Raw genomic sequence first — 13,667 nt, 5'->3', positions numbered from 1 at the left:
TGCTGCTGTGCCCAATCGCCTGGACCTTATCCAACTGCCGCCGCCCGACAGTGCCCAGCCGGTCAGCTATACAGGCGCCAAGCTGACCCTGAATTTCCAGGACATCGACCTGCGTGCGGTCTTGCAGCAAATTGCCGATGTCGCCGGGCTCAACCTGGTGACCAGCGATGAGGTGCAGGGCTCGATCACCCTGCGGCTCAAGGATGTGCCCTGGGACCAGGCTCTGGACCTGGTACTGCAAACCAAGGGCTTGGACAAGCGAGTCAAGGCGGGCGTGTTGCTGGTGGCGCCCGCCGATGAATTGGCTGCTCGCGAGCTGTTGATGCTGGAGTCGCGCAAGCAGATGGCCGAGCTGGCGCCCTTGCGTCGGGAGCTGCTGCAGGTCAATTACGCCAAGGCCGCCGACCTGGCCAAGCTGTTTCAGTCGGTGACCGGCTTTGAGGGCGCCACCGATGAGCGCGGTTCGGTGGCGGTGGATGACCGCACCAACAACATCATCGCCTACCAGACTGGCGAGCGGCTCGAAGAGCTGCGGCGCATCGTGGCGCAACTGGATATCCCGGTACGCCAGGTCATGATCGAGGCGCGGATTGTGGAGGCCAATGTCGACTACGACAAAAGCCTGGGTGTGCGCTGGGGTGGGCGGCTCACCCGTGGCAACAGCGGGGTTGGCGGTATTGGCAAGCCGCTGGCGGAGGGTGCCGAGCCGCCGCAAAACCCACCCAGTTCACCCTTTGTCGACTTGGGGTCGCTGGCCGGAACCTCGGGCCTGGGGATCGCCTATATCACCGACAACCTGTTGCTGGACCTTGAGCTGACCGCCATGGAAAAAACCGGCAACGGTGAGATCGTCTCGCAGCCCAAGGTCGTCACCTCCGACAAAGAGACTGCACGCATCCTCAAAGGCACCGAGATTCCTTATCAGGAATCCACCTCCCAGGGTGCCACCTCGGTGTCGTTCAAAGAGGCCTCGCTGTCGCTTGAAGTCACGCCGCAAATCACTCCCGACGACCATGTGATCATGGCGGTCAAGGTCACCAAGGATGAGCCCGACTACCTGAACCGACTCAATGACGTGCCGCCGATCAAGAAAAACGAGGTCAACGCCAAGGTTCTGGTCAGGGATGGCGAGACCATCGTCATTGGCGGGGTTTTCTCCAACACCCAAAGCAAAGTGGTAGATAAAGTGCCATTTTTGGGCAATGTGCCGTATCTTGGCCGCCTTTTCCGGCGCGATGTGCTGGCGGAGAAAAAATCCGAGCTGCTGGTATTCCTGACTCCGCGTATCATGAATAACCAGGCGATTGCTGTGAGTCGTTGATTCTGTGCGAAATTTGATTCTTGTAGGGCCGATGGGGGCTGGAAAAAGCACCATCGGCCGTTTGCTGGCCAAAGAGCTGCGCCTGCCGTTCAAAGATTCCGACAAGGAAATTGAATTGCGCACGGGTGCCAATATCCCATGGATCTTCGATAAAGAAGGCGAGCTGGGCTTTCGTGACCGCGAGCAGGCGATGATTGCCGAGCTGTGCGGCTGCGATGGCGTGGTATTGGCGACCGGCGGTGGCGCCGTCATGCGCGATGAAAACCGTCGGGCGCTGCATGCCGGTGGTCGGGTGGTGTATCTGCACGCGTCGGTCGAACAGCAGGTGGGCCGTACCGCCCGTGATCGCAATCGCCCGTTGCTGCGCACCGCCGACCCGGCGAAAACCCTGCGGGACCTGCTGGCGCTGCGCGATCCGCTGTATCGGGAAATCGCCGATCTGGTGGTGGAAACCGATGAACGGCCACCTCGGATGGTCGTACTTGACATCCTTGAGCGCCTGCAACGGTTGCCACCCCGTTAAAGCCTGGCCCGAAATGCGCTATTCTCGGCGGCGCGCCATGACCTTATAAGGTATGGCGTAGAGCCACCAGGCGGTGTCGAGATGTCGACAGTGCCGGTCGTTAATACATCTTCAACGCGGGGACACATGCAGACACTTAAGGTCGATCTAGGCGAGCGCAGCTACCCGATCCACATTGGCGCAGGTCTGTTGGACCAGCCCGAACTGCTTGCGCCGCATATTGCCGGCCGACAGGTGGCAATCATCTCCAACGAAACGGTCGCGCCGCTGTACCTTGAGCGTCTGAGCCGCAGCCTGGCGGCGTACTCGGTGATCTCCGTGGTGTTGCCTGACGGCGAAGCCCACAAAAACTGGGAAACCCTGCAACTGATCTTTGATGGCCTGCTGACTGCGCGCCATGACCGTCGAACCACTGTGGTCGCCCTGGGCGGCGGTGTGATTGGCGACATGGCCGGGTTTGCCGCGGCCTGCTACCAGCGCGGCGTGGATTTCATCCAGGTGCCGACCACCTTGCTGTCCCAGGTCGATTCGTCGGTGGGCGGCAAGACCGGCATCAACCACCCGCTGGGCAAGAACATGGTCGGCGCGTTCTACCAGCCTCAGGCTGTGCTGATCGACACCGCTACCCTCAACACCTTGCCGCCGCGCGAGCTGTCGGCGGGTCTGGCGGAAGTCATCAAGTACGGCCTGATTTGCGATGAGCCGTTCCTGACCTGGCTGGAAGAACACATGGACGCCTTGCGCGCCCTCGATCAGGTAGCCCTGACCGAAGCGATTTCCCGCTCCTGCGCGGCCAAGGCGCTGGTGGTCAACGCCGACGAGCGTGAGTCCGGCGTGCGGGCCACGCTGAACCTGGGCCACACCTTCGGCCATGCGATCGAAACGCACATGGGCTATGGTGTGTGGTTGCATGGGGAAGCCGTAGCGGCTGGCACCGTGATGGCATTGGATATGTCGCAGCGCCTGGGCTGGATCAGCGCCCAAGAGCGCGATCGCGGTATCCGCCTGTTCCAGCGTGCCGGTTTGCCGGTTGTTCCGCCCACGGAGATGACCGAGGCGGATTTCCTTGAACATATGGCGATAGACAAGAAAGTGATCGACGGTCGACTTCGACTGGTACTGCTGCGCCACATCGGCGATGCCGTGGTGACCGACGATTATCCAAAAGAGATTCTACAGGCCACGCTGGGAGCGGATTACCGCGCCCTGGCCCAGCTCAAAGGTTAATAAGACCCGATGACTAGTTTGCATGCCGACGAGGCGTTCCTCGGCCATTATCACTTGAGCCACGACCCCTTCGCACCACGGGTGCCGGGTTTCAAGTTCTTCCCCGCCCAGCGCAAGCCGGTACTTGGGCAGTTGCATCACCTTGCGCGCTACAGCCAGTTGCTGCTGGTGGTGACCGGCCCTCTGGGCAGCGGCAAGACCTTGCTGCGCCAGGCGCTGGTGGCCAGCACCAACAAACAATCGGTGCAGAGCGTGGTGGTATCTGCCCGCGGTGCCGGTGATGCGGCTGGCGTACTGCGCGAGGTGGCGCAAGCGTTGAACGTCTCCAACGCCGAGCCGAACGCGATTCTCAAGCAGGTGGTGCAATTGGGCCTGACCGGCCAGGAAGTCTACCTGTTGGTAGACGACGCCGAGCAGCTCGACGAATCGGCCCTGGAAGCCTTGCTGGCGCTGGCAGCGGGTACGCCGGAAGGTCGCCCGCATGTGTTCCTGTTCGGTGAGTCGTCGTTGATCGCCGATCTGGAGCAGATCAGCGGTGAGCAGGAGCTGTTTCACGTCATCGAGTTGCAGCCGTACGAAGAGGAAGAAACCCGCGAATACCTTGCACAACGTCTTGAAGGCGCAGGGGCGGGTATCGAACTTTTCACCGCTGCGCAGATCTCTGATATTCACGAAAGCTCCGATGGCTGGCCTGGAAATATCAACCAGGTTGCCCGCGATGCCATGATCGAAGCCATGATTGCCAGCCGCTCTGCGGTCAAGCGTCCAAAGATGGGGTTCACTATGCCTAAGAAGCACGTATTGGCTATTTCCGCCGTTGTCGTGGTCGCTGTTGCCGCCGCCTGGTTGATCCCGGGCCGCAACAAAGCACCGACAACCACTGGCGCGCCAACCGAACAGGCGCAGTTGCCACTGGGCAAGCCCACGCCAAACGTCGAATTTGCCAACTCCGGCCAACCGACCAACCTGCCGATGGTCGGCCAACCTGTGATGCGCGGCCCTCTGGCCGAAGAAGCCGGTGGCATCTCCGAAGGTGACGACGGTGTGCCGGTGGAAGGCTCCAGCGCCACGCCGCCGACCGTGACCACCACCGCGCCACCTGCAGGCGTACCGGCCGGTGTGCCAGCGACACCGGTTGCTCCGGTCGCCAAGCCGACTCCGACGCCGGCGCCCACCGTTGCTACCGCCAAGCCTGCTCCGGTGACCAAGCCTGTCGCACCAGCGCCAGCCGCCAAACCAGCCCCGGCCGCCAAGCCTGCGGAAAAACCAGCCGCCACCGTTGCCAAGGCCGGCGCTGCTGGCAGCAGCTGGTACAGCAGCCAGCCTACCGGTAACTTTGTGGTGCAAATCCTCGGCACCAGCTCCGAAGCCAACGCCCAGGCGTTCGTCAAAGAGCAGGGCGGCCAGTACCGTTACTTCAAGAAAGTGCTCAACGGCAAGCCTCTCTACGTGATCACCTACGGCAGCTTCCCAAGCCGCGCCGCAGCCGATTCTGCCATCAAGGCCTTGCCAGCGAAGGTTCAGGCTGGTAAACCTTGGCCTCGCACTGTTGCCAGCGTTCAACAAGAACTGGCAGCAACTCGCTGAAGATCCGGCGGCCTTACCCAGGCCGCCCTCCCGGCACCTCAAAAAAATCCGCAAGTGCGTGCAGTCTCCCGAGACCGCGCGCTTTGTGGTGTCTGCGTCACAGTGGCTTTTGAGTCGTAGCGGTCAGAATTAAAAAAGTTTTGACTAGCACAGCATATCGCTTTAAACCTTTCATAAATGCGACATAGATTTGCGACATTTCGTCGCTAAATTTGTGAGCGTCTGTGTCGGTGTGTACAATGACCTCCCTTTTGCCCCCGCTAAGCCGGCGTACGTTCGGCGTGGAAGGTAACCGGTTGAATTGAAAAGAAATTTGCCTCGGTAAAAGAGGCAGCCTGGTGAGAAAGTGTCTATGAAAGCAGGTCTGTACCAACCCGATGAATTCAAGGATAACTGCGGTTTCGGCCTGATAGCCCACATGCAGGGCGAACCCAGTCATACCCTTTTGCAAACGGCCATCGAGGCCCTGACCTGCATGACCCACCGCGGTGGGATCAACGCCGACGGCAAGACCGGTGACGGCTGTGGCTTGCTGATTCAAAAGCCCGACCAGTTCCTGCGCGCTGTCGCCAAAGAGCAATTTGCGGTCGAACTGCCCAAGCAGTACGCCGTGGGCATGGTGTTTTTCAACCAGGACCCGGTAAAAGCCGAAGCCGCTCGCGAGAACATGAACCGCGAGATCGCCGCCGCCGGCCTGCAAATCGTCGGATGGCGCAAAGTGCCCATCGACACCAGCGTACTCGGCCGCCTGGCCCTGGAGCGCCTGCCGCAGATCGAACAAGTGTTCATCGCAGGCGATGGCCTGAGCGACCAGGACATGGCGATCAAGCTGTTCACGTCCCGTCGTCGTTCGTCGGTGCTCAACGCCGCCGACACCGACCATTACATCTGCAGCTTTTCCCACAAGACCATCATTTATAAAGGACTGATGATGCCGGCGGACCTCACCGCCTTCTATCCAGACCTGAGCGATGAGCGCCTGCAAACCGCAATCTGCGTGTTCCACCAGCGCTTTTCCACCAATACCCTGCCGAAATGGCCGCTGGCCCAGCCATTCCGCTTTCTCGCCCACAACGGCGAGATCAACACCATTACCGGCAACCGCAACTGGGCCCAGGCCCGTCGCACCAAGTTTGCCAACGATTTGATGGACCTCGAAGAGCTCGGCCCGCTGGTCAATCGCGTGGGTTCCGACTCCTCCAGCATGGACAACATGCTCGAACTGATGGTCACCGGCGGCATCGACCTGTTTCGTGGCGTGCGCATGATCATTCCGCCAGCGTGGCAGAACGTCGAGACGATGGACCCGGACCTGCGTGCGTTCTACGAGTACAACTCGATGCACATGGAGCCGTGGGACGGCCCGGCCGGCGTGGTCATGACCGACGGCCGCTACGCGGTGTGCCTGCTCGACCGTAACGGCCTGCGCCCGGCGCGTTGGGTGACCACCACCAACGGCTTCATCACCCTCGCCTCGGAAATCGGCGTGTGGGACTACAAGCCTGAAGACGTGATCGCCAAAGGCCGTGTGGGCCCTGGCCAGATCCTGGCCGTGGACACCGAGACCGGGCAGATCCTCGACACCGACGCCATCGACAACCGCTTGAAGTCCCGTCACCCGTACAAGCAATGGCTGCGCAAGAACGCCCTGCGCATCCAGGCGACCATGGAAGACAACGACCACGGTTCGGCTTTCTATGACGTCGACCAGCTCAAGCAGTACATGAAGATGTACCAGGTCACGTTCGAAGAGCGCGACCAGGTGCTGCGTCCGCTCGGTGAGCAAGGCTACGAGGCCGTCGGCTCCATGGGCGATGACACGCCAATGGCCGTGCTGTCCCAGCGCGTGCGCACGCCGTACGACTATTTCCGCCAGCAGTTCGCCCAGGTGACCAACCCGCCGATCGACCCGCTGCGTGAAGCCATCGTGATGTCCCTGGAAGTGTGCCTCGGTGCCGAGCGCAACATCTTCCAGGAATCGCCTGAGCATGCCTCCCGTGTGATCCTCAGCTCGCCGGTCATTTCCCCGGCCAAGTGGCGCTCGCTGATGACCCTGGAGCGTCCGGGCTTCGATCGCCAGATCATCGACCTGAACTACGATGAGAGCCTGGGCCTTGAAGCCGCAGTGCGTAACGTTGCTGACCAGGCTGAAGAAGCCGTGCGTGCCGGTCGTACCCAGATCGTACTCACCGACCGCCACATTGCGCCTGGCAAGTTGCCGATCCACGCGTCCCTGGCGACCGGTGCGGTGCACCACCGCCTGACCGAAAAAGGCCTGCGCTGCGACTCCAACATCCTCGTGGAAACCGCCACCGCCCGCGACCCGCATCACTTTGCGGTGCTGATCGGTTTCGGCGCCTCGGCGGTGTACCCGTTCCTCGCGTACGAAGTGCTGGGTGACCTGATCCGTACCGGTGAAGTGCTGGGAGACCTCTATGAGGTGTTCAAGAACTACCGCAAGGGCATCACCAAGGGCCTGCTGAAGATCCTGTCGAAGATGGGTATCTCCACCGTCACCTCATACCGCGGTGCGCAACTGTTCGAAGCCATCGGCCTGTCCGAGGAAGTCTGCGAGCTGAGTTTCCGTGGCGTACCGAGCCGCATCAAGGGTGCGCGTTTCGTCGACATCGAAGCCGAGCAAAAAGCCCTGGCCGCCGAAGCCTGGAGCGCGCGCAAGCCGATCCAGCAAGGTGGCCTGCTCAAGTTCGTGCACGGTGGCGAATACCATGCTTACAACCCGGACGTGGTCAACACCCTGCAAGCCGCTGTGCAGCAGGGCGACTACGCCAAGTTCAAGGAATACACGAGCCTGGTGGATAACCGCCCGGTGTCGATGATCCGCGACCTGTTCAAGGTGAAGACCCTGGACACGCCGATGGACATCAGCCAGGTCGAGCCGCTGGATTCGATCCTCAAGCGCTTCGACTCCGCCGGTATTTCCCTGGGCGCCCTGTCGCCCGAGGCTCACGAAGCCCTGGCCGAAGCCATGAACCGCCTGGGTGCGCGTTCCAACTCCGGCGAAGGCGGTGAAGACCCGGCGCGCTACGGCACGCTCAAAAGCTCGAAGATCAAGCAGGTGGCCACCGGCCGTTTCGGGGTGACCCCGGAGTACCTGGTGAATGCCGAGGTGCTGCAGATCAAGGTGGCCCAAGGCGCCAAGCCGGGTGAGGGTGGTCAATTGCCAGGCGGTAAGGTCAACGGTTTGATCGCCAAGCTGCGCTATGCGGTGCCGGGCGTGACGTTGATCTCGCCACCGCCGCACCACGACATTTACTCGATTGAAGACTTGTCGCAGCTGATTTTCGACTTGAAACAAGTCAACCCCCAGGCCCTGGTCTCGGTGAAACTGGTGGCGGAAGCCGGCGTCGGCACCATCGCCGCCGGTGTGGCCAAGGCCTATGCCGACCTGATCACCATCTCCGGCTACGACGGCGGCACCGGCGCTTCGCCGCTGACCTCGATCAAGTACGCCGGTGCACCGTGGGAGCTCGGCCTGGCCGAAACCCACCAGACCCTGCGCGGCAACGACCTGCGCGGCAAGGTGCGAGTACAGACCGACGGCGGCCTGAAAACCGGCCTCGATGTGATCAAGGCCGCGATCCTCGGCGCCGAAAGTTTCGGCTTCGGCACCGCGCCAATGATCGCCCTGGGCTGCAAATACCTGCGTATCTGCCACCTGAACAACTGCGCCACCGGCGTGGCGACTCAGAACGAAAAACTGCGCAAGGATCACTACATCGGCACCGTCGACATGGTGGTGAATTTCTTCACCTATGTCGCCGAAGAAACCCGGGAGTGGCTGGCCAAGCTGGGCGTACGTTCGCTGGAAGAGCTGATCGGTCGCACCGACCTGTTGGACATCCTCGAAGGCCAGACCGCCAAGCAACAACATCTGGACCTCACGCCGCTGTTGGGCAGCGATCACATCCCGGCAGACAAGCCACAATTCTGCCAGGTGGACCGCAACCCACCGTTCGACAAAGGCCTGCTGGCCGAGAAAATGGTCGAAATGGCCGGCTCCTCGATCAACGACGCCAGCGGTGGCGAATTCGCGCTGGATATCTGCAACTGCGACCGTTCCATCGGTGCACGCATCTCTGGCGAAATTGCGCGCAAGCACGGCAACCAGGGCATGGCGAAAGCGCCGATTACCTTCCGCTTCAAGGGCACTGCGGGCCAGAGCTTCGGCGTGTGGAACGCCGGCGGCCTGCACATGTACCTGGAAGGCGACGCCAACGACTACGTGGGCAAGGGCATGACTGGCGGCAAACTGGTCATCGTTCCGCCGGCTGGCAGTGTGTACAAGACCCAGGACAGTGCCATCATCGGCAACACCTGCCTGTACGGCGCCACCGGTGGCAAGCTGTTTGCCGCAGGTACTGCCGGTGAGCGTTTCGCCGTGCGTAACTCCGGTGCTCACACCGTGGTGGAAGGCACTGGCGATCACTGCTGCGAGTACATGACCGGAGGCTTTGTCGCGGTACTGGGCAAGACCGGTTACAACTTCGGTTCGGGCATGACCGGCGGTTTCGCCTACGTGCTCGACCAGGACAACACCTTCGTCGACAAGGTCAACCACGAGTTGGTCGAGATCCAGCGCATCAGCGGCGAAGCCATGGAATCCTACCGGAACCACTTGCAGCACGTGCTGGACGAGTACGTCGAGGAAACCGGCAGCGAATGGGGTCGCAACCTCGCCGAAAACCTCGATGATTACCTGCGTCGTTTCTGGCTGGTCAAGCCCAAGGCTGCCAACCTGAAATCGTTGCTTTCCAGCATCCGTGCCAACCCGCAGTGATATGCGCCTGAACAGTTTGATGAGGTTTTAACATGGCTGAACGTCTGAATAACGACTTCCAGTTCATCGATGTCGGGCGCAAAGATCCGAAGAAGAAACTGTTGCGTCAACGCAAGAAAGAGTTCGTGGAAATCTACGAACCCTTCAAGCCCCAGCACTCGGCCGACCAGGCCCACCGCTGCCTGGGATGCGGTAACCCGTATTGCGAATGGAAGTGCCCGGTGCACAACTTCATTCCCAACTGGCTCAAACTGGTGGCCGAGGGCAACATCCTCGCCGCCGCCGAGCTGTCTCACCAGACCAACACCCTGCCGGAAGTCTGCGGCCGGGTGTGCCCGCAAGACCGTCTGTGTGAAGGTGCCTGCACCCTCAACGACGGTTTCGGCGCGGTAACCATCGGTTCGGTGGAGAAGTACATCACCGATACGGCGTTCGCCATGGGCTGGCGCCCGGACATGTCCAAGGTCAAGCCGACCGGCAAGCGCGTCGCGATCATCGGCGCGGGCCCTGCTGGCCTGGGGTGTGCCGACGTGCTGGTGCGTGGCGGCGTGACCCCGGTGGTGTTCGACAAGAATCCGGAAATCGGTGGCTTGCTGACCTTCGGTATCCCTGAATTCAAGCTGGAAAAAACCGTACTGAGCCACCGTCGTGAAGTGTTCACCGGCATGGGTATCGAGTTCCGTCTCAATACCGAAGTCGGCAAAGACATCACCATGGAGCAACTGCTCGCCGAATACGATGCGGTGTTCATGGGCATGGGCACCTACACCTACATGAAGGGCGGCTTTGCCGGTGAGGACTTGCCCGGCGTGTATGACGCGCTCGACTTCCTGATCGCCAACGTCAACCGCAACCTGGGCTTTGAAAAGTCGCCGGAAGATTTCGTCGACATGAAGGGCAAGAAGGTCGTGGTGCTGGGCGGTGGCGACACCGCGATGGATTGCAACCGCACCTCGATCCGCCAGGGCGCCAAGTCGGTGACCTGCGCTTATCGCCGTGACGAAGCCAACATGCCCGGCTCGCGCAAAGAGGTGAAGAACGCCAAGGAAGAAGGCGTGAAATTCCTCTACAACCGCCAGCCGATCGCCATCGTCGGTGAAGACCGTGTGGAAGGTGTGAAGGTGGTCGAGACCCGTCTCGGCGAACCGGACGCCCGTGGCCGTCGCAGCCCCGAGCCGATCCCGGGTTCCGAAGAAATCATCCCGGCCGACGCCGTGGTCATCGCCTTCGGTTTCCGCCCAAGCCCGGCGTCGTGGTTCGAGCAGTTCGAAATCCAGACCGACAGCCAGGGCCGCGTCGTGGCCCCGGAACAAGGCCAGTACAAGCACCAGACCAGCAACCCGAAGATCTTCGCCGGTGGCGACATGGTGCGTGGGTCGGACCTTGTGGTCACCGCGATCTTCGAAGGCCGTAACGCCGCCGAAGGCATCCTGGACTACCTGCAAGTCTGATGATCGTTCCCACGCTCTGCGTGGGAATGCCGCCAGGACGCTCCGCGTCCCGAACAGCATGACGCGGAGCGTGGGAGCGATCCTGCGGCGGCATTGCCGCGACAAATTGACCCGATAGACAAAAGGCACGGTGCATTCCGTGCCTTTTGCGTCGCGCTCTGAGAAAATGCCCGCACTTTTTTTGCGGATGCCGACATGACTGCCCTCAAGAACGACCGTTTCCTTCGTGCCCTGCTCAAGCAACCCGTAGACGTCACCCCGGTGTGGATGATGCGTCAAGCCGGTCGCTATCTGCCGGAATACCGCGCCAGTCGCGCCAACGCCGGTGATTTCATGAGCCTGTGCATGAACCCGGAGTTCGCCTGCGAAGTCACGATGCAGCCGCTGGACCGCTACCCACAACTGGATGCGGCCATCCTCTTCTCCGATATCCTCACCATCCCGGACGCCATGGGCCAAGGCCTGTACTTCGAAACCGGCGAAGGCCCGCGCTTCAAGAAAGTCGTCAGCACCCTGGCCGATATCGAAGCCCTGCCGATCCCTGACCCACACAAAGACCTGGGCTACGTGATGGATGCTGTGAGCACCATCCGCCGCGAGCTCAACGGCCGCGTGCCGCTGATCGGTTTCTCCGGCAGCCCCTGGACCCTGGCCACCTACATGGTTGAAGGCGGCTCGTCGAAAGACTTCCGCAAGACCAAAGCCATGCTCTACGACAACCCGCAAGCCATGCACCTGTTGCTGGACAAGCTGGCGCAGTCGGTCACGTCCTACCTCAACGGCCAGATCATGGCGGGTGCCCAAGCGGTACAGATTTTCGACACCTGGGGTGGCAACCTGTCGGCGGCGGCGTACCAGGAGTTCTCCCTGGCCTACATGCGCAAGATCGTCAGCGGCCTGATCCGTGAGCACGAAGGCCGCAAGGTTCCGGTGATCATGTTCACCAAAGGCGGCGGCCTGTGGCTGGAAAGCATCGCTGACGCGGGCGCCGATGCATTGGGCCTGGACTGGACCTGCGACCTCGGCGAAGCGCGCCGTCGCGTCGGCAACCAGGTTGCCCTGCAAGGCAACATGGACCCGACCGTGCTGTACGCCAAGCCAGAAGCGATCCGCGCCGAAGTCGGACGCATCCTGGCCAGCTATGGCAAGGGCAGTGGCCACGTGTTCAACCTTGGCCACGGCATCACACCGGAAGTGAACCCGGAGCACGCGGGTGCGTTCTTGCGCGCAGTGCACGAACTATCGGCGCAATACCACGAGTAAAACGCAAAACAAAATGTGGGATCTGGCTTGTCGGGTCGCCGCATCGCTGCGATGGCGGCGGCGAATTCAACACCGCTATCGCAGGCAAGCCAGCTCCCACATAAAGCCAGTCGCCTCAGGCTTTCACATGGCCCAGTGGCGGCAACTTCGCCAGCTTCAACGCCACCAGCAACGCGCCAATCAGCAGCGCGACGATAAACCCGCCAATCCCGTTCCACCCGGCAAAGTGCCAGAAAAACCCACCCGCAGTCCCGGCAATGCTCGACCCCACGTAATAGCAGAACAGGTACAGCGACGACGCCTGCCCCTTGGCTTTCACTGCGCGGCGGCCGATCCAGCTGCTGGCGACCGAGTGGGCGCCGAAGAAGCCGAAGGTGAACACCAGCATGCCCGGTACCACCAGCCACAAAGGCGTGAACAGCGTCAGGGCCATGCCGGCGAGCATCAGCACGATGGTGCCCCATAGCACGCGGCGGCGGCCGAGGCGGTCGGCCAGGGAGCCGATTTTCGCCGAGCTGTAGATGCCCGAGAGGTACACCACTGACAGCAAACCGACCACCGCCTGGCTCAGCTCGTAGGGGGAGGCCAGCAGGCGATAGCCGATGTAGTTGAACATCGTCACGAACGCGCCCATCAGCAGGAAGGCTTCAAGGAACAGCCACGGCAGGCCGGCGTCCTTGAAGTGCATGACAAAGCCGTCCACCAGGCTGCGTGGCTTGAGGCTGCTGGCGCGGAAGTTGCGCGATTCGGGGAGGATCTTCCAGAACACCGTGGCAGCGATCAACGCCAGGGCGCCGATGATCAGCATTGCGGTGTGCCAGCTGACGAAGTCGATCAACACGCCGATGATCAGGCGCCCGCTCATGCCCCCAATCGCGTTGCCGCCGATGTACAGGCCCATGGCCAGGCCGATGTGCTGCGGGTGGATCTCTTCGCTGAGGTAGGTCATGGCCACGGCGGCCAGGCCGCTCAAGGACAAGCCCACCAGTGCACGCATCAACAGGATGCCCTCCCAGCTCGGCATCAAGCCGCTGGCGATGGTGGCCAGCGCCGCACAGAACAACGCAGCGACCATCACCGGCTTGCGCCCCAGCCTGTCGGATATCGGCCCGGTGATCAGCAGGCCGCAGGCGAGCATGGCGGTCGCGACGGACAAAATCAGGCTGCTTTGCGCCGCATTGATGGAAAACTCGTGGGACAGCGCCGGCATCATCGGCTGCACGCAATACAACAGCGCAAAGGTGGCGAAGCCGCCGGAGAACAGCGCCAGCACGGTGCGCATGAACATCGGCGTGCCTTTTTCGATGTACGCGTCGTTGAGCTGCGCCACCACGTCATCAAGGGCTGAGGGCGGGGTGTGTTGGGCAAGTGGAGCAACAGCAGGATTCACGAGGGACCTCGGGGAGGAAAGTCTGCCAGGACTGACAATACGAAAAAGCATATAGCTGGCTAATGATTCTTTCCAATATATTGTTCGACCTGTTTGATAGCTTTTAC

At 61.5% G+C, this 13,667-nt stretch carries 7 protein-coding genes and 1 pseudogene; 7 read left to right on the top strand and 1 reads right to left on the bottom strand.

Annotation, left to right across the window (positions count from 1 at the left end):
* Positions 1-64 precede the first annotated feature (64 nt).
* The 7 genes and pseudogenes from AC1RAC_RS11705 to hemE all read left to right on the top strand — a co-directional run.
* Positions 65-1,321, top strand: a pseudogene (locus tag AC1RAC_RS11705) (type IV pilus secretin PilQ); the annotation flags it as partial.
* 4 nt (positions 1,322-1,325) lie between these two features.
* Complete coding sequence (gene aroK / locus AC1RAC_RS11700) at positions 1,326-1,844, top strand: shikimate kinase AroK (protein ID WP_003187914.1); 519 nt, start codon at positions 1,326-1,328, stop codon at positions 1,842-1,844.
* A gap of 126 nt (positions 1,845-1,970) precedes the next feature.
* Positions 1,971-3,071 carry a 3-dehydroquinate synthase gene (gene aroB / locus AC1RAC_RS11695; protein WP_054919444.1) on the top strand — a complete coding sequence of 367 codons (1,101 nt, stop codon included), beginning with the start codon at positions 1,971-1,973 and terminating at the stop codon, positions 3,069-3,071.
* Between the two features lie 9 nt (positions 3,072-3,080).
* The gene (locus AC1RAC_RS11690; protein WP_054896205.1) at positions 3,081-4,658 is read left to right on the top strand and encodes an SPOR domain-containing protein; all 1,578 of its coding nucleotides are present in this window, start codon (positions 3,081-3,083) and stop codon (positions 4,656-4,658) included.
* Between the two features lie 352 nt (positions 4,659-5,010).
* Positions 5,011-9,456 carry a glutamate synthase large subunit gene (gltB, locus tag AC1RAC_RS11685; protein WP_492616603.1) on the top strand — a complete coding sequence of 1,482 codons (4,446 nt, stop codon included), beginning with the start codon at positions 5,011-5,013 and terminating at the stop codon, positions 9,454-9,456.
* A 32-nt stretch (positions 9,457-9,488) separates the two neighbouring features.
* Positions 9,489-10,907, top strand: coding sequence for an FAD-dependent oxidoreductase (locus AC1RAC_RS11680; protein WP_197880879.1), 1,419 nt, complete (start codon positions 9,489-9,491; stop codon positions 10,905-10,907).
* Between the two features lie 195 nt (positions 10,908-11,102).
* Positions 11,103-12,170 (top strand): uroporphyrinogen decarboxylase, encoded by a 1,068-nt coding sequence (gene hemE, locus AC1RAC_RS11675; RefSeq protein WP_003187922.1) that lies wholly within the window; start codon positions 11,103-11,105, stop codon positions 12,168-12,170.
* A gap of 115 nt (positions 12,171-12,285) precedes the next feature.
* On the opposite strand, the gene AC1RAC_RS11670 is transcribed toward hemE, so the two are convergent.
* On the bottom strand, positions 12,286-13,560 hold the full coding sequence (locus AC1RAC_RS11670) for an MFS transporter (RefSeq protein ID WP_314545804.1): 1,275 nt from the start codon (positions 13,558-13,560) through the stop codon (positions 12,286-12,288).
* Between the last annotated feature and the right edge of the window lie 107 nt (positions 13,561-13,667).

The organism is Pseudomonas sp. GW823-FHT02F05, assembly GCF_058797315.1.
Note: the sequence above shows the minus strand (reverse complement) of the source record. Positions and strands in the feature narration are given on the sequence as shown.

Coding starts and splice junctions, on each gene's coding strand:
- aroB (WP_054919444.1), top strand. CDS start 1,971: ATGCAGACACTTAAGGTCGATCTAGGCGAGCGCAGCTACCCGATCCAC.
- AC1RAC_RS11690 (WP_054896205.1), top strand. CDS start 3,081: ATGACTAGTTTGCATGCCGACGAGGCGTTCCTCGGCCATTATCACTTG.
- gltB (WP_492616603.1), top strand. CDS start 5,011: ATGAAAGCAGGTCTGTACCAACCCGATGAATTCAAGGATAACTGCGGT.
- AC1RAC_RS11680 (WP_197880879.1), top strand. CDS start 9,489: ATGGCTGAACGTCTGAATAACGACTTCCAGTTCATCGATGTCGGGCGC.
- hemE (WP_003187922.1), top strand. CDS start 11,103: ATGACTGCCCTCAAGAACGACCGTTTCCTTCGTGCCCTGCTCAAGCAA.